Origin of the sequence: Klebsiella sp. R445, assembly GCF_051131755.1 — a bacterium.
Taxonomy (GTDB): Bacteria; Pseudomonadota; Gammaproteobacteria; order Enterobacterales; family Enterobacteriaceae; genus Klebsiella; species Klebsiella lignicola.
Window position 1 is genome coordinate 4,577,255 of sequence record NZ_CP180446.1, and the last position, 20,554, is coordinate 4,597,808.

General features: G+C 57.1%; 17 protein-coding genes. 10 read left to right on the forward strand and 7 right to left on the reverse strand.

Annotation, left to right across the window (positions count from 1 at the left end; translation table 11 throughout):
* Positions 1-2: 2 nt before the first annotated feature.
* Entirely contained in the window at positions 3-2,003 is a 2,001-nt protein-coding gene (locus ACMYSN_RS21630) for a tRNA(Met) cytidine acetyltransferase TmcA (protein ID WP_462496120.1), read from the forward strand.
* A gap of 76 nt (positions 2,004-2,079) precedes the next feature.
* Complete coding sequence (gene ypfH, locus ACMYSN_RS21635; protein ID WP_462496121.1) at positions 2,080-2,778, forward strand: hydrolase; 699 nt, start codon at positions 2,080-2,082, stop codon at positions 2,776-2,778.
* A gap of 81 nt (positions 2,779-2,859) precedes the next feature.
* On the opposite strand, the gene ACMYSN_RS21640 is transcribed toward ypfH, so the two are convergent.
* Genes ACMYSN_RS21640 through ACMYSN_RS21650 form a run of 3 tightly spaced genes read right to left on the reverse strand, consistent with a single transcriptional unit; the run spans position 2,860 to position 4,577 of the window.
* Positions 2,860-3,060: a YpfN family protein gene (locus ACMYSN_RS21640; protein WP_123755338.1), complete on the reverse strand. Its 201-nt coding sequence runs from the start codon at positions 3,058-3,060 to the stop codon at positions 2,860-2,862.
* Between the two features lie 29 nt (positions 3,061-3,089).
* Positions 3,090-4,217, reverse strand: a complete 1,128-nt coding sequence (dapE, locus tag ACMYSN_RS21645) for a succinyl-diaminopimelate desuccinylase (RefSeq protein ID WP_462496122.1) — start codon at positions 4,215-4,217, stop codon at positions 3,090-3,092.
* A gap of 3 nt (positions 4,218-4,220) precedes the next feature.
* Positions 4,221-4,577, reverse strand: coding sequence for an arsenate reductase (locus ACMYSN_RS21650; RefSeq protein ID WP_462496123.1), 357 nt, complete (start codon positions 4,575-4,577; stop codon positions 4,221-4,223).
* Positions 4,578-4,984: 407 nt separating this feature from the next.
* On the opposite strand from ACMYSN_RS21650, the gene ypfM reads away from it, so the two are divergent.
* Positions 4,985-5,044: a protein YpfM gene (ypfM, locus tag ACMYSN_RS21655; protein WP_100181659.1), complete on the forward strand. Its 60-nt coding sequence runs from the start codon at positions 4,985-4,987 to the stop codon at positions 5,042-5,044.
* A gap of 130 nt (positions 5,045-5,174) precedes the next feature.
* Here ypfM and acrD read toward each other — a convergent pair whose 3' ends face one another.
* On the reverse strand, positions 5,175-8,288 hold the full coding sequence (acrD, locus tag ACMYSN_RS21660; RefSeq protein WP_462496124.1) for an efflux RND transporter permease subunit: 3,114 nt from the start codon (positions 8,286-8,288) through the stop codon (positions 5,175-5,177).
* Between the two features lie 381 nt (positions 8,289-8,669).
* On the opposite strand from acrD, the gene aegA reads away from it, so the two are divergent.
* The 3 genes from aegA (at position 8,670) to ACMYSN_RS21675 (ending at position 12,439) form a co-directional block, all read left to right on the forward strand.
* Positions 8,670-10,652, forward strand: coding sequence for an oxidoreductase FeS-binding subunit (aegA, locus tag ACMYSN_RS21665; RefSeq protein WP_462496125.1), 1,983 nt, complete (start codon positions 8,670-8,672; stop codon positions 10,650-10,652).
* A 57-nt stretch (positions 10,653-10,709) separates the two neighbouring features.
* On the forward strand, positions 10,710-11,306 hold the full coding sequence (gene nudK / locus ACMYSN_RS21670; RefSeq protein WP_426617470.1) for a GDP-mannose pyrophosphatase NudK: 597 nt from the start codon (positions 10,710-10,712) through the stop codon (positions 11,304-11,306).
* Between the two features lie 65 nt (positions 11,307-11,371).
* A complete protein-coding gene (locus ACMYSN_RS21675) occupies positions 11,372-12,439 on the forward strand; it encodes a DUF1176 domain-containing protein (protein ID WP_462496126.1) in 1,068 nt (355 codons plus the stop codon).
* On the opposite strand, the gene tkt is transcribed toward ACMYSN_RS21675, so the two are convergent.
* On the reverse strand, positions 12,408-14,402 hold the full coding sequence (tkt, locus tag ACMYSN_RS21680) for a transketolase family protein (protein ID WP_462496127.1): 1,995 nt from the start codon (positions 14,400-14,402) through the stop codon (positions 12,408-12,410). The two genes, ACMYSN_RS21675 and tkt, sit on opposite strands and share 32 nt — an antisense overlap.
* A 287-nt stretch (positions 14,403-14,689) precedes the next feature.
* Between tkt and maeB the strand changes: the two genes are divergently transcribed.
* Positions 14,690-16,969, forward strand: coding sequence for an NADP-dependent oxaloacetate-decarboxylating malate dehydrogenase (maeB, locus tag ACMYSN_RS21685; protein WP_123755332.1), 2,280 nt, complete (start codon positions 14,690-14,692; stop codon positions 16,967-16,969).
* 29 nt (positions 16,970-16,998) lie between these two features.
* Here maeB and hemF read toward each other — a convergent pair whose 3' ends face one another.
* Positions 16,999-17,898, reverse strand: a complete 900-nt coding sequence (gene hemF / locus ACMYSN_RS21690) for an oxygen-dependent coproporphyrinogen oxidase (protein WP_123755331.1) — start codon at positions 17,896-17,898, stop codon at positions 16,999-17,001.
* The gene (amiA, locus tag ACMYSN_RS21695) at positions 17,895-18,770 is read right to left on the reverse strand and encodes an N-acetylmuramoyl-L-alanine amidase AmiA (protein WP_154144176.1); all 876 of its coding nucleotides are present in this window, start codon (positions 18,768-18,770) and stop codon (positions 17,895-17,897) included. Before amiA ends, hemF begins: the two co-directional genes overlap by 4 nt.
* A gap of 211 nt (positions 18,771-18,981) precedes the next feature.
* On the opposite strand from amiA, the gene ACMYSN_RS21700 reads away from it, so the two are divergent.
* The 3 genes from ACMYSN_RS21700 (at position 18,982) to ACMYSN_RS21710 (ending at position 20,480) form a co-directional block, all read left to right on the forward strand.
* On the forward strand, positions 18,982-19,407 hold the full coding sequence (locus ACMYSN_RS21700) for a GNAT family acetyltransferase (protein WP_123755329.1): 426 nt from the start codon (positions 18,982-18,984) through the stop codon (positions 19,405-19,407).
* The gene (locus ACMYSN_RS21705; RefSeq protein ID WP_462496128.1) at positions 19,394-19,843 is read left to right on the forward strand and encodes a DUF2919 domain-containing protein; all 450 of its coding nucleotides are present in this window, start codon (positions 19,394-19,396) and stop codon (positions 19,841-19,843) included. Before ACMYSN_RS21700 ends, ACMYSN_RS21705 begins: the two co-directional genes overlap by 14 nt.
* Before the next feature lie 61 nt (positions 19,844-19,904).
* Positions 19,905-20,480: a DUF1131 domain-containing protein gene (locus ACMYSN_RS21710; protein ID WP_462496129.1), complete on the forward strand. Its 576-nt coding sequence runs from the start codon at positions 19,905-19,907 to the stop codon at positions 20,478-20,480.
* The last annotated feature ends 74 nt before the right edge of the window (positions 20,481-20,554 follow it).

The window sequence follows — 20,554 nt, forward strand, 5'->3', positions numbered from 1 at the left end:
ACATGGATAAGCTGCTTAACCTGACGGCGCAGATGGTGCAAACCGGTATTCGTCGCCTGCTGGTGCTCAGCGGCGAGAACGCGTGGTGTCTGCAACAGGCGCTCGAGCTACGTGAACGCCTGGGTGGCGATGGCCTGTGGGTCGGCAGCGAGCCGCAGGCACAGCCCGCTATCTTGCCGGGCGCCTTAAAATCCTTACTCGGGCGTGAATATCATCACGCCTTCTTCGACGCCCGTCATGGGTTTGACGTGGCGGCCTTCGCGGCGCTGAGCGGTACCCTGCGCGCCGGAAGCTGGCTGATACTGCTGACGCCAGATTTTGTGCGCTGGCCAACGCTGCCTGACGCAGACTCTCTACGCTGGAGCGATGCGCCAGCACCGATCCCAACCCCACATTTTGTCCACCGCTTCTGCCAGCAGGTCAGCGCCAGTCGCGACACGGTGATCTGGCGACAGGGTGAGACTCTGACCTTACCGGACAGCGTCCCCCGGCCAGAGTGGCAGCCGGCAGATGGTTATCCTCAGGCCGGGCAGGCCGCACTTCTTGAGCGGTTGGCCGCGCTCCCGCCAGGTATCGCCGTTGTGACCGCCGAACGCGGGAGGGGGAAATCCGCGCTGGCGGGGATGCTGATACGCCAGCTGGCTGGCGATGCCATCGTCACCGCCCCGGCGCGCGGTGCCACCGAGGTGATGGCTGCCTTTGCTGGCGAAGATTTTCACTATATGGCTCCCGATGCGCTACTGGCCAACGATGTGCAGGCCGGGTGGCTGATCGTGGATGAAGCGGCCACCATTCCCGGGCCGTTGCTGCGCCAGCTGGTTGCCCGCTTCCCCCGGACCTTGCTGACCACCACCGTCCAGGGTTATGAAGGAACCGGGCGCGGGTTTATGCTCAAGTTTTGCGCCAGCTTTGAGCACCTGTGGCAGTTCCAGCTATCGACCCCTATTCGCTGGGCACCCGGTTGCCCGCTGGAAGCGCTGGTCAGCGATCTGCTGTTGTTCGGCGACGAGAGTTTTGCCCAGGCGCCCACGGGTGACGTCGAGGTGAGCGCCGTGGATCAGGCCAGTTGGCAGCAGCGCAACGGACTGGCTCCGGCGATGTACCAGCTGCTTTCCGGCGCCCATTACCGGACATCGCCGTTGGATTTACGGCGGATGATGGATGCCCCGGGTCAGCACTTTACCTGCGCACGCACGCAGGACGGAGTTGCTGGGGCATTGTGGTGCGTGGAGGAGGGCGGGCTGGCCCCCGCGCTGAGTAAAGCGGTGTGGGCGGGCTTTCGTCGTCCACGCGGTAATTTGGTGGCGCAGTCGCTGGCGGCCCATGGCGGCAGTCCGCTGGCGGCGACCTTAAACGGGCAGCGCATCACCCGCATTGCCGTCCATCCGGCCCGGCAGCGGGAGGGGCTAGGGCAGGCGCTGGTCGCCAGGGCGGTCGCGCACTCTCGCGCTCTCGATTATCTGTCGGTGAGCTTTGGGTATACCCCTGAGCTCTGGCGTTTCTGGCAGCGCTGCGGTTTTACCCTGGTGCGCTTAGGCACCCATCGTGAGGCCAGCAGCGGTTGCTATACGGCGATGGCGCTGTATCCGTTAACCGCAGCGGGTGGTGAACTGGTTCAACAGGAGTCACAGCGGCTGGCACGGGATGAGTTCTGGCTGCGGGAGTGGCGTGACACCACGTTGCCGCTGCCAACGGTGCAAGCAGCTATGCTTACGGAAGAGGACTGGCTCGATATCGCCGGCTTTGCCTTCGCCCATCGACCATTGCTGGCGGCAATCGGCGCTCTGAATCGCCTGGTGCTGCAGAGCGAATGCGCGCTTGTTGCTCTGCGTGCACGCCTGCAACGCCAGGATGAAGCGCTGATTTGCACGGAATTACGCCTGGCCGGGCGCAAAGCGCTGCTGGTCAGGATGCGTGAGGAGGCGCAACAGGCGTTGTTCAGCCTGGATGCATCGCGGGCTGAGGCGTTGCGCCAGCAGGTTGAAGAACTGCAATTTTTTTAACTAACTCATTCAGTTAAATGTCATGGTCATATTCCACGTGCGGCGTAAACTGCCCACGTACACTAAGGAGACCGCCATGAAACACGACCATTTTATTGTTCAAAGCCCGGCGACACCTGCCCAACAGCTGCTGTTGCTGTTTCATGGCGTCGGGGATAACCCCGTTTCAATGGGGCAGATCGGCAGTTTGTTCGCACCGCAGTTTCCGGATGCGTTGATTGTCAGTATCGGCGGGGCCGAGCCTTGTGGTCCTCCTCCGGGCCGGCAGTGGTTTTCCGTTCAGGGAGTCACTGAGGAAAATCGTCAGTCGCGAATCGACGCGATTATGCCGACCTTTATTGAGACGGTTCGTTACTGGCAGAAACAGAGCGGTGTGAGTCCGCAGGCCACGGCGCTGATTGGTTTCTCTCAGGGCGCGATTATGTCGCTGGAGAGTATCAAAGCCGAGTCGGGACTGGCCTCGCGGGTTATCGCGTTTAACGGGCGTTACGCGACGCTTCCTCAGTCAGCGACGACGGCGACGACGATTCACCTGATTCACGGTGGCGAAGATCGCGTTATCGACCTGGCATGGGCGGTGTCGGCGCAAGAGGCGCTGTTACAGGCTGGTGGCGATGTGACGCTGGATATCGTTGAGGATCTGGGACACGCGATTGACGATCGTAGCATGCAGTTTGCGCTTGAGCGTCTGCGCTATACCGTACCGAAGCACTATTTCGATGAAGCGCTAAGCGGCAGCACGCCGAAAGATGACGATATTATCGAACTGTTGTGATGAGGTGGTAGATCCCGGATAACATCTTTACACCGTCATCCGGGAATGCCCCGGCAGCGCAGCGCTGACCGGGGGCTGGACTTATTTCTTCGGCTGGTCGTGCTTCGGCCAGTCGTCGTCATCGTCCCACTTATCGTTGCAATCACGATGGGGGGGCAGGTCTGGCTTGTTGGCGAGAAATTTTTTGTGGTCAACACGATTAAGATCTTTGATGACGTTAATCATGACGCCCACTAAAAAGACCAACACCAGAATCCACCAGTGGCTGATAAGCCATTCCATGTGCGCTTCCTCTTATTACATCGCGGCCGTCAGGCGAGCAGTTGTTCCATGATGCGTTGATACATCCGTGCCAGCAGCTGCAGGTCGGCGGCATTAACACATTCATTGATTTTGTGAATTGTCGCATTCACCGGTCCCAGCTCGACGACCTGGGCACCCATTCGGGCGATAAAGCGGCCGTCAGAAGTACCGCCATTCGTCAGCAGCTGAGGTTTAATTTCATTATAGTGCTCTATCGCGTTCACCACCGCCTCGACCAGTTTGCCGCGGCTGGTCAGGAACGGCTGACCAGACAACCACCAGTCCAGGGTATAGCGCAGCTGGTATTTATCCAGCAGCTCGATCACCCGGGCTTTGATCATGTCGTCGGTCAATTCGGTGCTAAAGCGGAAGTTGAACTGAACGTACATGTCGCCAGGGATCACGTTATTGCTGCCGGTTCCGGCCTGCACGTTGGCAATCTGCATGCTGGTCGGCGGGAAGAACGCATTGCCTTGATCCCACTCGATACCCACCAGCTCCGTCAGCATTGGCGCCGCGCGGTGAACCGGGTTATCGGCGAGATGCGGGTAAGCTACATGCCCTTGTACGCCATGAATAGTCAGGTTGCAGGTTAATGAACCGCGGCGACCGTTTTTGACCACGTCGCCCACCACTTCGGTGCTGGACGGCTCGCCCACCAGGCAGTAATCCAGGCGTTCGTTACGGGCCATCAGCGCTTCAACGACCTTTACGGTACCGTTGTGGGCGCTGGCTTCTTCATCGGAGGTGATCAGAAACGCCAGACGGCCCTGGTGATTCGGGTACTGGGCGACAAAGCGCTCAGCGGCAACCACCATGGCGGCCAGCGAACCTTTCATATCCGCAGCGCCGCGACCAAACAGCATGCCGTCGCGAATCGTCGGCTCAAAGGGCGGGTTAATCCAGCGGTCGGCATCGCCGGCCGGGACCACGTCAGTATGGCCGGCAAAGGCCAGCGTTTCACCGTGTCCACGCCATGCCCAAAAGTTTTGGGTATCCCCGAAATCCATCGGTTCAACGGTAAAGCCAATCGCACGCAGGCGTTCAATCATGAGCGCCTGACATCCCGCATCATCGGGGCTGAGGGAAGGGCGGCGAATAAGCTGCTGAGCCAGCTCAATGACCGGGCAAGACATAGACTATACCTCGTTAACAAGCTTCTTATAAGTGAGTTCACTGAAGCCCAGCAGCATAGGCTGCCCGGGCGCGCAGAGCAATGGGCGTTTGATAATTGCCGGCATTTCCAGCATCAACGTCGCGGCGGCATCGGCGTTGGTGATGAGATCGCGGCGGCCTTCATCCAGTTTACGCCAGGTGGTTCCGCGGGTGTTGAGCAGGGCTTCCCAGCCCAGTTCGGCGATAAATGTGTTTAATAATTCACGGTCCAGGCCATCGGTACGATAATCATGAAAGCGATATTCAAGCTGATTCGCTTCCAGCCAGCGGCGGGCCTTTTTTATCGTGTCGCAGTTTTTGATCCCGTACATGGTCAGCATGATTAAACCTTTTACGTTTTACATTGAATTGAGCTATAAACTCAGGAATATTCGAATATACCCAAAAAAGTACTACCTGAAATAATACGTTAATCAGGTTCATAAATATAACTTTTTACCGTGTCTGCATCGCCTGGTTAAATATTAACCAGCGTATTTAATCATGGGCTGTATGTAGCCCCTCACCGGGTGTACAGCCGGCAGCGAGAACAATCTGAAAAAGTGGCTATTGTTGCAAAATGTTGCTACTGGTCACATTAAATCAACATACTCAGGTCCATAGTAGCGCCAGGTCAACGAAGGCAGCAGCGTACGATGCAAACCAGCAATCACAGCGATAACTTCAATGAACTTTCTATCGGCAACAGATTTACTTAAAATCACCCATAATAATAAGAGAGGATATTATGATTGAACATGAATTAGGGAACTGGAAAGATTTTATTGAAGGCATGCTTCGTAAATAAATTCCACAATGTGAGCAGGGTAATCGCATCACGCTAATAATGCTAATGCGGCTGTGAACAGATAAAAAAGGCGACTGTGATAGTCGCCTTTTTTGTTATTTCAGCACAGGACATTTGATCCCGTTGTGAATTATTGCGGTCGCTCCTTGCGCGGGAAGCGTCGACGTACCAGCACAAAGAACAGCGGTACGAAGAAAATGGCCAGGAACGTCGCGGAGATCATCCCGCCCATGACGCCGGTGCCGACCGCATGCTGGCTGCCTGAACCGGCGCCGGTGCTGGTTGCCATCGGCAGAACTCCGAAAATAAAGGCCAGCGAGGTCATCAGGATCGGGCGTAGACGTTGCCGACAAGCCGACAGGGTGGCGGCGAGCAAATCTTCTCCCTTCTCATTCAGTTCATTGGCGAACTCGACGATTAAGATGGCGTTTTTCGCCGACAGGCCGATGACCGTCAACAGGCCTACCTGGAAGTAAACGTCATTCTCAAGGCCCCGCAGCCAGGTGGCGAGGAGCGCGCCAATCACCCCCAAAGGCACCACCAGCATGACCGAGAAGGGGATTGACCAGCTTTCATACAGTGCCGCCAGGCACAGGAACACCACCAGCAGCGATATGGCGTACAGCGCCGGAGCCTGAGCGCCAGACAGCCGCTCCTGATAGGACATCGCCGTCCAGTCGATCCCGAAGCCGTTTGGCAACTGTTGGGCCAGCTCTTCCATAATATTCATTGCCGTACCGGTACTGACGCCCGGTGCCGCTTCCCCGATAATCTCCACCGCTGAATAGCCGTTATAGCGTTCAAGGCGCGGGGAGCCGGTTTGCCAGCGCGAGGTGGCAAACGCCGAGAAGGGCACCATCGTGCCGCTGCTGTTGCGTACGTACCACTGATTAATATCGTCCGGTAACATGCGGTATGGGGCGGCGGACTGAACGTAGACCTTCTTCACGCGACCGCGATCCATAAAGTCATTGACGTAGCTTGAGCCCCAGGCGGTTTGCAGGGTGTCGTTGATATCGTCAATGTCGACGCCCAGCGCCTGGGCTTTACGCTGATCGATATCAACCTGCAGCTGCGGACTATCATCAAGACCGTTATGGCGCACCCGGGTAAGCCGATCGTCTTTTGCCGCCAGATCAAGCAGCGTATCGCGCGCTGCCATCAGCGCCTCATGGCCGTTGCCGGCATGGTCTTCCAGCTCCATATCAAAACCGGCAGAGCTGCCCAGACCGCTGATGGCCGGCGGGTTGGTCGCAAACACGCGCGCTTCGTTAATCTGGTTAAAGGCTTTCGTCGCCCGCTCGATAATCGCAAATGATGTCCCGGTTTTGGCATCACGTTCGTCCCAGTCTTTCAACCGGACGAACATGCGCGCGACGTTCTGCCCGTTACCGCCGGGGCCTGAGCCGACGGTGGCGAAAATCGAAGCAACATTAGCTTGCTCGTGGCTGAAGAAATAGTCCTCAACCTTTTGCACCACTTTCAACGTTTGCTGCTGGGTGGAACCGCTCGGCAGCTGCACGGAGGTGAGGAACATCCCGCGATCTTCCTGCGGCAGGAACGAGGTAGGCAGGTGCAGGAACAGCAGCACCATACCGCCCAGCAACAGCACGTAGAGCATGATCCAGCGCAGCGTGCGGTGAAGAATTTTGCCGACCGCCGTCTCGTAACTGCGGGCGCTGCGGTTAAACATGCGGTTAAACCAGCCAAAGAAGCCGGTCTTACCGTGCTCTTCCCCTTTTTTAATCGGTTTGAGCAAGGTTGCACACAGCGCCGGGGTGAGGATCAGGGCAACGAGAACGGATAGCACCATCGCAGAAACGATAGTGATTGAGAACTGGCGATAAATGGCCCCGGTGGTGCCGCCGAAGAAGGCCATCGGGATAAATACCGCCGACAGCACCATGGCGATGCCCACCAGCGCGCCCTGAATCTGCCCCATCGATTTGCGCGTCGCCTCGCGAGGGGAGAGCCCCTCTTCGCTCATGATGCGCTCAACGTTTTCCACCACCACGATGGCATCGTCCACCAGCAGGCCTATCGCCAGCACCACCGCGAACATCGTCAGGGTGTTAATGCTGTAGCCGCAGGCATACAGAATGGCGAAGGTGCCCATCAAAACCACCGGAACGGCAATGGTGGGGATCAGCGTGGCGCGAATATTTTGCAGGAACAGGTACATCACCAGGAATACCAGCGCAATCGCTTCCAGCAACGTCTTCACCACGTCGTGGATCGAGGCTTTCACGAAAGAGGTGGTTTCGTAGGCGATTTTATACTCAAGGCCGTGCGGGAAATACTGTGACAGCTCGTTTAAGCGGTTGAGCACCAGCTCCGCGGTCTGCATTTCGTTGGCCCCGGAGGCTAACTGAACGCCAAGACCCGACGCCGCATTGCGGTTATAGCGGCTGAGGTAATCGTAATTTTCCGCCCCCAGCTCGACTTTTGCCACATCGCCAAGGGTGACCAGCGACCCATCCTGATTCACCCGCAGCGTAATATCGCGGAACTGTTGCGGCGTTTGTAACAGCGACTGGGCGTTAATGGTGGCGTTCAGGGTCTGGTTATTGATCGATGGGGTGCCGCCAAGCTGGCCTACGGCAATCTGCGCATTCTGGGACGAAATGGCATCGGTGACATCTTTCGCGGTCATTTGCACGCCGGTGAGTTTGGCCGGATCCAGCCAGATGCGCATGGAATATTGCGAACCATAGGCAGTGATATCGCCTACGCCATTGACGCGGCTGAGCGGCTCCTGGATGTTACTGGCAACGTAGTCGGCGATGTCCTGCTTATCCATGCTGCCGTCGGTGGAGACAAACGCAATGGTCAGGATGTTGGTATCACCGGTTTTGCGAACCGTGACCCCCTGATTTTGCACCGCCTGCGGCAGCTTTTTCATCGCCGATTGCAGCTGGTTTTGCACCTGCTGCATGGCTTCGTTCGGATCGGTGCCGGCGGTAAATGTCAGAGTGATGGTCGCCTGCCCGGAGGAGGAACTTTGCGATGACATGTACATCATATTATCGAGCCCGGTCATATTCTGCTCGATAACCTGAGTGACGGTATTTTCCAGCGTTTGCGCCGAAGCGCCCGGGTAGTTGGCGGTAATTCGCACGTTAGGTGGTGCGAGATCGGGATATTGCTCTACGGGCAGCGACAGGATTGCAAGCGTTCCGGTCAGGCATAACAGAATCGCCAGCACCCACGCAAAAATGGGGCGATCGATGAAAAAATTCGCCATCAGAATTGAGACCTCATTGTGTACATGCTCTGTTGTTTCACAGTCTGTGACACTCTATAGCTAACCCCCCAGTCAATCGTGGAGAAATTAAGGAGATAGTGTAATTTATCTTATGTCTTTTGCGACACGACCCGTCGCGGTCCACTGCCTCAGTGGAACTGCGCGCTGAGCGGCACCAGGTTGCTCACGGTGATCTCATTTTCTTCTCATATCAGTCTAAATAAAACGCAATTTCATTTAAGTCAAAAAAACTTGATCCAGACCGGATTATCGCGAGAAAAAAAGTAATCTGGGCAAATGAACATTGTTCCGAACCTGTTTTGTCGGGTAATAAATAATCATGCGAATTGAGGGGTTATTCACCGAAGACCGAAGGATACCATGAACCACTTTATTATCAGCGACAGTCGCAAATGCATCGGGTGTAAAGCCTGTGAAGTGGCCTGTGTGATGGCACATAACGACGAACAGCACGTGCTGACCCCACAGCGCTTTTTACCGCGCATTAGCGTGATTAAACACGAGCACAAACGTAACGCCATTACATGTCGGCATTGTGAAAGCGCGCCTTGCCTGCGCAGTTGCCCGAATGACGCCATCAGGCAGGTCAACGACAGCGTGCAGGTCAATGAAGAGAAATGTATCGGCTGTAAATCCTGCATGGTGGCCTGCCCGTTTGGGGTGATGGAGATCGTGCTGCTCCCGGCGGCCGAGGGCAAAGTGAAGGCGACGGCGCACAAATGCGATCTGTGCAACGGGCGCGAAGCGGGGCCGGCTTGCGTGCAGAACTGCCCGGCAGAGGCGTTACAGCTGGCCACCGACGAGACGCTGTTCAGCATGGTCAAACAGCGGCGTCAGCGCACGGCGCGGCTGGATGCCCGGCCGTGGCATGCGCATCCGGGCGACATTAGCGTGCCCGCGGAAGGTGCCAAAGTTCGCCAGATGGCAGCAACGCCGCCTCGCAGCGAGGCGGATAAACGTGCCGCCCTGGAGCGTAAAACGGATTTCGCCGAGATCTATCTGCCCTTTAACGCCGGACAGGCGCAGCAGGCGACAGAACGCTGTTTACAATGCGGCGAGCACAGCGTCTGCGAGTGGACCTGTCCGTTGCACAACCATATTCCTCAGTGGATTGAGCGGGTGCAGGCGGGGGATATCTCCGGCGCCGTAGAACTCTCTCATCAGACGAACTGCCTGCCGGAAATTACCGGCCGTGTTTGTCCGCAGGATCGCCTGTGCGAAGGCGCCTGTACCCTGCGCGATGACAAGGGCGCGGTCACTATCGGCAACATTGAACGCTATATTTCGGACCAGGCACTGGCCCAGGGCTGGCGTCCGGATCTTTCCCAGGTTGTCGATAGCGGTAAAAAAGTGGCTATTATCGGCGCCGGCCCGGCGGGTCTGGCCTGTGCCGACCGCTTAATTCGTCATGGCGTGAAGTCCGTGGTCTTTGACCGTCATCCGGAGATCGGCGGTCTGCTGACCTTTGGCATCCCCGCCTTCAAGCTTGATAAATCCCTGCTGGCCCGGCGCCGGGAAATCTTCAGCCAAATGGGGATTCATTTCGAGTTAGGCTGCGAAGTCGGCAAGGATATTGCCTTAACGTCGCTGCTGGAGGATTACGACGCGGTGTTTATCGGCGCCGGCACCTATCGCTCGATGAAAGCGGATTTGCCCAATGAAGAAGCTCCGGGGGTATATGACGCGTTGCCGTTCCTGATCGCCAATACCAAAAAGGTGATGGGGCTCAGCGAGCTGCCAGAAGAGCCTTACATCGACACCCACGGCCTGAATGTCGTGGTGCTGGGCGGCGGCGACACTGCCATGGATTGCGTGCGTACCGCGCTCCGCCACGAGGCGAAACAGGTAACCTGCGCCTATCGTCGCGATGAGGCCAATATGCCGGGGTCGAAAAAAGAGGTCAAAAACGCCCGCGAAGAGGGGGCAGTATTTGAATTTAACGTGCAGCCGGTGACGCTGGAGCTGGACGGTGACGGCCGGGTCAATGGCGTGCGCTTTCTGCGAACCCAGCTGGGTGAACCGGACGCCCAGGGGCGACGTAGCCCGTCGCCAATACCGGGCAGCGAGTTTGTGATGCCTGCCGACGCGGTGATCATGGCCTTTGGTTTCCATCCGCACGGCATGCCGTGGCTGGAGTCCGTCGGCGTACAGCTTGATAGCCGCGGGCGAATCAAAGCCCATGTGGAGAGCCGCTATCGCTATCAGACCAGCCACAGCAAAATCTTTGCTGGCGGAGACGCCGTACGCGGTGCCGATCTGGTGGTGACGGCAATGGCCGAAGGCCGCCATGCCGCGTTGGGCATCATGGATTATCTCGGTGTAACATCAGCGTCGCTTCACTAACGACAAACCCGGTCCCGCAGCGTAGTATGGCATGGTTATTCCATGCTGCGGGGCCGTATGTCACTCAACATCAACGTTATTAAAGATAAACTCCTCTCCGAAAACTACTTCATTTTACGCAATATCACCTACGAGCTGACGCGCCGTGACGGCAGCGTCGTGCGCCATAAGCGTGAGGTCTACGATCGCGGCAATGGCGCGACGGTGTTGCTGTATAACCGCCGCAAGTGCACGGTGGTGCTGGTCCGCCAGTTTCGCGTCGCCACATGGGTCAACGGCAATGAAGACGGGATGCTGATCGAGACCTGCGCCGGTCTACTGGATAACGACGAGCCGGAAGCCTGCATCCGCAAAGAAGCCATTGAAGAGACCGGCTACGAAGTCGGCGAAGTGCGCAAACTGTTCGAGCTGTTTATGTCTCCCGGCGGGGTGACCGAGATCGTCCATTTCTTTATTGCCGAGTACAGCGACGCTCAGCGAAAGACCCGCGGCGGTGGCGTTGAAGATGAAGACATTGACGTGCTGGAGCTACCGTTCAGCCAGGCGCTGCAGATGGTCGCCAGCGGCGAGATCCGCGACGGTAAAGCGGTCATCCTGCTGCAGTACCTGCAAACCTCGGGCCTGATGGCGGGGATATCTGATAAATCCGATTGAGTAACATGGCGCGGCTGGTGAAGATGGCGACTGTTTTGAGCGTTTTCTCTGGGGTTGTGCCGCGCATGCTTTATCGGGTTCTCTTTTTTCTGCTTTTTACCGTCCTGCCGTCGTCGCTGGCATGGGCGGCGCCTGCGCAGCAGCTCTTCAATGACTGGTTGGTGACTTGTAATAACCAGAATTTCTGCGTTGCCCGCAACGTCGGTCTGCATCACGGACTGGTGATGACGCTGAGCCGCAGCGCCGGCGCGGTCACCGATGCCAACTTGCGTATTGAGCTGGGTGGTATCGGCAACCCGGTCGCTACGCTGGCCCCAGTGGCGCCGCGCCTGCTGCTTGACGGTAAACCGCTGGCCTTGGTTGATAAACACTGGCAGGTTGCCGACAAACTGGTGAAAACCGGCGACAGCGTCACCATCGATGCCTTTTTACAGCAGGTGCAGGAAGGGCAGGCGATAACCCTGGTCAACGGGCTACAGACCATCTCTCTGCAGGGGCTGAAGGCCGCGCTGCTGTTTATCGATAATCATCAGAAACGCGTCGGTAGTGAAACCGCCTGGGTGGGTAAAGGCGAAGAGCCGCCGCTCAGCGTTCCCCCGGCACCGGCGCTGCGCGCGGTAGGCAAGGTCGATCTGACCCAATCGCCCCTTAGCCGGGATGAACTCAATGATCTGATGGATTATGGCAACGAGCGGATAGACAACAGCTCGTGCTCCCTGGATCCGTTCCGCCGTGAGATCCGGGTCACCGCGTTAACGGATGAAAAAGTGTTGTTGATGGTCAGCTGTGAAGCGGGCGCTTACAACACCATCTGGCGGGCGTGGCTGGTGTCGCGCCGGCCGCCGTATATGGCGCGCCAGCTGCGTCTGAGCTTACCTTTCCAGCCGCCAGCCAACGCGGCCCGTGAGATTGAACTGATTAACGCCGGCTTCGATGAGCAGCGTCACGAGCTGGTGACGCTGGATAAAGGCCGCAGCCCCGGCGATTGCGGGATCCAGACCCGCTGGCGCTATGATGGCCAGCGGTTTAGCCTGGTACGCTATGCGCAGCAACCGCAGTGCGATAACTGGCAGGGGCCAGATGCCTGGCCCACGCTATGGGTTACCCGTTACATAGCTCATCCGCTAGATTGACGATGTGCTCGACGGTGAAGCCAAAGTACGGAAAGAGCTTGTCAGCCGGCGCTGACTCCCCGTAGCTGCGCATGCCAACGATTTTCCCCTTCAGCCCGACATACTTATACCAGTAGTCGGCAATCCCGGCCTCGACGGCAATGCGGGCGCTGACGTCGCCGGGCAGGACCGACTCCCGGTAGGCTTCATCTTGCGCATCAAAGACATCGGTTGAGGGCAGGGAAACCACCCGTACGTTAACGCCTTTGGCAAGCAGTTGCTCTGCCGCCAGCACGGCGATCTCAACTTCTGAACCGGTGGCAATCAGGATCAAGTCCGGCTTGCCACCGGCATCTTTCAGCACGTAGCCGCCGCGGGCGATATCCTGCACCTGCTGCGGAGTACGCGCCATTTGCGCCAGGTTTTGCCGCGACAGAATCAGCGCGGTGGGGCCGGTGTGACGCTCAATGGCTGCCCGCCAGGCAACCGCCGTTTCCACCTGATCGCAGGGGCGCCAGGTGCTGAAGTTGGGCGTCAGGCGCAGACTGGCCAGTTGCTCCACCGCCTGGTGGGTGGGACCATCTTCCCCCAGCCCAATCGAGTCGTGGGTATAGACCATAATCTGTCTGGCTTTCATCAACGCCGCCATGCGCGCCGCGTTACGGGCATACTCGACAAACATCAGGAAGGTGGAAGTGTAGGGGATAAAGCCGCCGTGCAGGGCAATCCCGTTGGCGATCGCCGTCATCCCGAATTCGCGCACGCCGTAGTGAAGATAGTTGCCCGCCAGATCCTCTTTGATGGAGTGCGAACCGGACCAGATAGTAAGGTTGCTGGGCGCCAGATCCGCCGAACCGCCCAATAGCTCCGGCAGTACTGGCCCGTAAGCGTTAAGCGCATTTTGTGACGCTTTGCGGCTGGCAATTTTCGCCGGTTCGGCCTGCAGTTGGGCAATATAGTCGTGCGCCATTTGCTCCCAGCTTCCCGGCAGTTCTCCCTCCATCCGGCGTTTCAGCTCGGCTGCCAGCTCGGGATACTGCTGCTGCCAGGCGCTGAACTGCTGATTCCACGTCTGTTCCGCCTTTTCGCCGCGTGGCCGGGCATCCCACTGCTGATAAATATCTTTAGGGATCTCAAAGGGCGGGTATTTCCAGCCCAGCTTCTCGCGGGTCAGCGCCACCTCTTTTTCGCCCAGCGCTGCGCCGTGGGACTCTTCCGAACCGGCTTTGTTCGGTGAACCAAACCCGATCACCGTCCGGCAGATTATCAGCGACGGTTTGTCCGTTACGCTCTGGGCCTCAAGAATCGCCTGCTTCACCGCCTGTGGGTCGTGGCCGTCGATATCGCCAATGACGTGCCAGTGGTAAGCGCGAAAACGTGCGGCGGTATCGTCGGTAAACCAGCCCTCGGTTTTACCATCGATAGAGATGCCGTTATGGTCGTAGAAGCCGATAAGTTTGCCGAGACCTAAGGTGCCCGCCAGCGAACAGGCCTCATGAGAAACCCCCTCCATCAGGCAGCCGTCCCCCATAAACACCCAGGTGTAGTGATTGATAATATCGTGGCCGGGGCGGTTGAATTGCGCCGCCAGGGTGCGCTCGGCAATCGCCATACCGACGGCGTTAGCCAGGCCCTGACCGAGCGGTCCGGTGGTGGTTTCGACGCCGGGGGTATAGCCGTGCTCCGGGTGACCGGGGGTTTTCGAGTGCAGCTGGCGGAAGTTTTTCAGCTCATTAAGTGGCAGGTCGTAACCGGTCAGGTGCAGCAGACTGTACAGCAACATGGAGGCGTGACCGTTGGAGAGCACAAAGCGGTCGCGATCGTACCAGCCCGGGTGGCCCGGATTGTGTTTAAGGAAATCATTCCACAGGACTTCGGCGATATCTGCCATCCCCATCGGAGCGCCGGGGTGGCCGGAGTTGGCTTTTTGTACTGCGTCCATGCTGAGGGCGCGAATGGCGTTGGCAAGTTCTCTTCGGGACATAATTGACTCCTGAAACAAGATGTTGCATGAGTTTTTGCTGATTGTCAGTCGAGGTGTTTTTGGGGTAGATAACTAAAAAGCATAGCAGACCGGACTATCATTGCTTTCGAAATAAAGTTACATAAATGTTATAAATCGATAACAAATATACCTTTGTGATGGCCAGAGTATGGCGGCGTTCAAAGTTTAAAAAGCCGTCAGGCGAGATACTAGGCCCACCTCAGGGTGGGCACCTGGAAGCCATTACGCACCACCCCCTACGACTGATACGTGAAAGGAACCATAAAATGGATGAGCAGTTGAAACAAAGCGCCCTCGATTTTCATGAGTTTCCCGTTCCTGGGAAAATTCAGGTAGTCCCGACCAAACCTCTCGCGACGCAGCGGGACCTGGCGCTGGCCTACTCACCTGGCGTGGCCGCGCCGTGCCTGGAAATCGAGAAGGACCCGCTGGCCGCCTATAAATACACCGCGCGCGGCAATCTGGTTGCCGTTGTCTCTAACGGCACCGCCGTGCTGGGGCTGGGGAACATCGGCGCGCTCGCCGGGAAACCGGTGATGGAAGGCAAGGGTGTTTTGTTTAAGAAATTCGCCGGTATTGATGTTTTCGATATCGAAGTCGATGAGCTGGATCCGGATAAATTTATCGATGTCGTGGCGGCGCTCGAGCCGACTTTCGGCGGCATTAACCTTGAAGATATCAAAGCGCCGGAGTGCTTCTACATCGAGCAAAAGCTGCGCGAGCGCATGAACATTCCGGTATTCCATGACGATCAGCACGGTACGGCAATTATCAGCACCGCCGCGATCATTAACGGCCTGCGGGTGGTAGAGAAGAACCTCTCCGACGTGCGGATGGTGGTCTCCGGCGCCGGTGCAGCGGCCATCGCTTGTATGAACCTGCTGGTGGCGCTGGGGATGCAGAAACACAATATCGTGGTCTGCGACTCCAAAGGCGTTATCTATAAAGACCGTGAGCCGAATATGGCGGAAACCAAAGCGGCCTACGCGGTGGACGATGACGGTAAACGCTCGCTGGATGATGTGATCGACGGGGCCGATATTTTCCTCGGCTGCTCGGGTCCGAAAGTCCTGACCCCTGAGATGGTGAAGAAGATGGCTCGCGCGCCGCTGATCCTCGCGCTGGCAAACCCGGAACCGGAGATCCTACCGCCGCTGGCGAAGCAGGTTCGCGAAGATGCGATTATCTGTACCGGTCGTTCTGACTACCCGAACCAGGTGAACAACGTCCTGTGCTTCCCGTTCATTTTCCGCGGTGCGCTGGACGTCGGCGCGACGGCCATTAACGAAGAGATGAAGCTGGCGGCGGTCCATGCTATCGCCGAACTGGCCCACGCGGAGCAGAGCGAGGTGGTGGCCTCTGCCTATGGCGACCAGGATCTGAGCTTTGGCCCGGAATACATTATTCCGAAACCTTTCGATCCGCGTCTGATCGTCAAGATCGCGCCGGCGGTGGCGAAAGCCGCGATGGACTCCGGCGTGGCAACTCGTCCAATTGCCGATTTCGATGCCTATATCGAGAAGCTCAGCGAGTTTGTCTACAAAACCAACCTGTTCATGAAGCCGATCTTCTCCCAGGCGCGCAAAGAGCCTAAACGCGTGGTGCTGGCGGAAGGGGAAGAGACTCGGGTCCTGCATGCCACCCAGGAGCTGGTATCGCTGGGGCTGGCCAAACCTATCCTGATCGGTCGTCCGAGCGTGATCGAAATGCGTATCCAGAAGCTTGGTCTGCAGATCAAAGCCGGCGTTGATTTTGAGATCGTTAATAATGAATCCGATCCGCGCTTCAAAGAGTACTGGAGTGAGTACTACCAGCTCATGAAACGCCGTGGCGTAACCCAGGAGCAGGCGCAGCGGGCGGTGATTGCTAACACCTCGGTGATTGGTGCGATCATGGTTCATCGTGGGGAAGCGGATGCGATGATCTGCGGCACCATCGGCGACTACCATGACCACTATTCGGTGGTGCAGCCGCTGTTCGGCTACCGCGATGGCGTCAGCACCGCAGGGGCGATGAACGCGCTGCTGCTGCCGAGCGGCAACACCTTTATTGCTGACACCTACGTCAACAACGATCCGACGCCGGAGCAGCTGGCAGAAATCACCCTGATGGCGGCGGAAAGCGTGCGTCGTTTCGGGATCGAACCGCGGGTGGCGCTGCTGTCGCACTCGAACTTCGGGTCGTCAAACTGCCCGTCAGCCAGCAAAATGCGTGAAGCGCTGGAGCTGGTGAAGGCGCGGGCGCCGGAGTTGATGATTGACGGTGAAATGCACGGCGATGCCGCGCTGGTGGAGAGCATTCGCCACGAGCGGATGCCGGACAGCCCGCTGAAAGGCTCAGCTAACATTCTGGTGATGCCGAATATGGAAGCCGCACGGATTAGCTACAACCTGCTGCGCGTCTCCAGTTCCGAAGGGGTGACCGTTGGTCCGGTACTGATGGGCGTGGCAAAACCGGTGCATATACTGACGCCGATTGCCTCCGTTCGTCGTATCGTCAACATGGTGGCGTTGGCGGTCGTGGAAGCACAAACTCAGCCGTTATAATGCAGAAAGCCCCATCATCGGGGCTTTCGTTAAATCCATGCTTTGACTTTGATGAAGTCACTCAGGGCAGCCTCCGGGCTGCCTTCTTCTGGCTGGTAGTCATACTCCCAGCGCACCAGCGGCGGCATCGACATCAGAATCGACTCCGTACGCCCGCCGGTCTGCAGACCAAACAGCGTTCCACGATCCCACACCAGATTGAACTCCACGTAACGCCCGCGACGGTAAAGCTGGAAATTGCGCTCGCGTTCGCCGTAGGGCAGGGCCTTACGCCGTTCGACAATCGGCAGATAGGCCGCCGTGTAGCCATCGCCCACCGCCTGCATAAAGGCGAAGCAGTGGTCAAAGTTCGGCGTGTTTAAATCATCAAAGAACAGGCCGCCAATCCCGCGCTGTTCATGGCGATGTTTAATAAAGAAGTAGTCATCGCACCATTTTTTATAGCGCGGATAGACCTCATCACCGAAGGGGGCGCATAAATCGAAGGCGGTGCGGTGCCAGTGAACGGCATCTTCTTCAAAGCCGTAGAAGGGGGTTAGATCGAACCCGCCGCCAAACCACCACACCGGATCGGCACCGGGTTTTTCGGCGATGAAAAAGCGCACGTTGGCGTGGCTGGTTGGCACGTATGGATTGCGCGGATGTACCACCAGCGATACGCCCATGGCTTCAAAGCTGCGACCGGCCAGCTCCGGGCGGTGTGCTGTCGCCGAGGCCGGCATTGCGTCGCCATGTACGTGGGAGAAATTGACGCCCGCCTGCTCAAACACGCCGCCATCGCGCAGCACCCGACTGCGACCGCCGCCGCCGCCTTCACGCTGCCAGCTGTCCTCGGCAAATTTACCGCCATCAACCGCGCTAAGCTGCTGGCAAATATGGTCCTGCAGCTGGAGGAGATAGCGCTTTACCAGCTCTACGTCGGGCTTCATTTACGTCTCTTTGAGTGGGCTTTCTGGTTATCGAACCAGTGGAAGTAGTTGATAATACCCGAAGCGATTGCATTGGCGATTTTCTGTCGAAACGCGGCGGTACCCAGCAGTTTTTCTTCGCCCGGGTTGGTAATAAACGAGGTTTCGACCAGCACCGACGGTATCGACGGTGATTTCAGCACGACGAAGGCGGCCTGTTCGGTGTTGCGGCTATGCAGCTTATGCACCGGTTTAATGTTTTTCAGGATATGCGAGCCCAGCGTCAGGCTGTTTTTAATGGTATCGGTCTGTACCAGGTCAAACAGCACCTGCTGTAACAGATGGTCTTTCGCCGTGGTTTTTTTACCGGCGACCTCATCGGCGCGGTTTTCGCGATCGGAGAGGTATTTCGCCATGGCGCTACTGGCGCCGCGGTTGGAGAGCGCAAACACCGATGCACCCGCCGCGCTTGGGTTAGTAAAGCCATCGGCGTGGATCGACATAAACAGGTCTGCGCCGTGCTGGTGGGCGATTTCGACGCGATCGTACAGCGGAATAAAGGTATCGCCGGTACGCGTCAGACGCGCATCGATGCCGTTGCTGCGCAGGATGCTGCGTACATTTTTGGCAATCGCGAGGACAACGTGTTTCTCTTTCGAACCGTTGTGACCGATAGCGCCGGTGTCGATGCCGCCATGGCCGGGATCGAGCATGACGATACGTTTAGCGCCCGCTTTTTTCGCCGCGGGTTTGCTGTGCCCATTGGACGTCGTCAACGGCTGTTCTTTGGCAGTAACCTGCGATGAAATCCCGGAAAGGGTCATGGCAGCCAGCCCTGCTTTCAGCACCTGGCGGCGCGAAGCAAGTATTTTTAATGGTTTAAAAGTGCTCATTCGGCCTGAATTGCAAACAAGTGGTACCCGGTGTTATATCGTATCGCGTTTTCCGTTACGACCATTCAAAACAAGAATTGTTTTACTTTTCATTTCAATACATGACAAGGTCATAGTATGACATTTTTTCCGGTTCATTTCGCCTGATATTGGCTATCGGGTAAAATCACGCCATAATCGCTGTTTTTAAGCCTAAATAATGGGGAATACCATGGAGATACGCGTCTTTCGCCAGCAGGACTTCGAAGAAGTGATTACGCTGTGGGAGCGCTGCGAGCTGCTGCGCCCATGGAATGACCCGGAAATGGACATCGAGCGTAAGGTTCATCACGACGTCAGCCTGTTTCTGGTCGCGGAAGTGAACGGCCAGGTGGTCGGAACGGTAATGGGTGGCTATGACGGTCATCGCGGTTCTGCTTATTACCTTGGCGTGCACCCGGAATATCGTGGTCGCGGTATTGCCAACGCGCTGCTGAACCGCCTCGAGAAAAAGTTGATTGCCCGCGGCTGCCCGAAAATTAATATCATGATTCGCGAGGATAACGACGTGGTGCAGGGCATGTACGAACGTCTTGGTTACGAATATGCGGACGTGCTCAGCCTGGGCAAGCGTTTAATTGAAGATGAAGAATACTGAGTTTATCCCCTCCGATTTTGATGCTCATGGGCGGCTCAGATTACCGTTTCTGTTCTGGTGCGTTTTATTGCTGCAGGCGCGAACCTGGGTGCTGTTCATCATGGCAGGCGCTTCGCGGCAGCAAGGGGATGCACTGCTCAATCTTTTCTATCCCGACCATGATAATTTCTGGCTAGGATTGTTACCCGGCATACCGGCGGTGCTGGCGTTTATCGTCAGTGGACAGCGGCAGCGTTTTACTCGCCTCTGGCCGCTGATGCGCTGGCTGCTGGTGCTCTCTCAGGCTCTGCTGCTGCTCTGGCAGCCACTGTTATGGTTAAGCGGTGAGTCGCCTTCCATGTTGACTATCGGGCTGCTGTTAATCGACCTGTACGCTTTCTGGTGGCTGCTAGCCAGCCGTCGGCTGAAAGCCTGTTTCCTGGAAGCGCACCTCTGACGGCACTTTTTGCCGATCCTGCACTCCAACATGGGTCAAATAAACAAGAAAGGACTGTGTCATGAAATCGCTACGTTTACTTCTTTGCGCCTTACCGTTGGCATTAACCGGCTGTTCCACCATGAGTGCCGTTAACTGGTCTGCGGCCTATCCATGGAACTGGTTTGGTTCTTCAATGGAAGTGACCGAGCAAGGCGTAGGTGGCCTGACGGCGGCAACGCCGCTGAATGAACAAGCTATCGGCGATGCCATCGGCGGGAGCTATCGTCTGCGTAGCGGTATGAAAACCGCCAGCGGCAATATCGTTCGTTACTATGAAGCGCTGAAAGGCGACAACGTTGCCATGACGATTAATGGCGACGCCGGAACCGTGAGCCGTGTCGAAGTGCGCGATAGCGAGATTAAAACCGCGAGCGGCGTGCAGGTCGGTACGCCATTTAGCGATCTGTACAGCAAAGCCTATGGCAACTGTCAGAAGGGCGCGAACGATAATGGCCCGGTCGTTGAATGTAAAGCAGATGGCAGCCAGCACATCAGCTACGCCTTTACCGGCCACTGGAACGGTCCGGAAGAGCTGATGCCTTCAGACGATACGTTGAAAAACTGGAAAGTCAGCAAAATTATCTGGCAACGCTAAATTGATCTGAAGAGACATGGCGCTGATAAAAAACGGGTACAATAGGGCGATAAAGCCTGAATACTTCGCGTTGT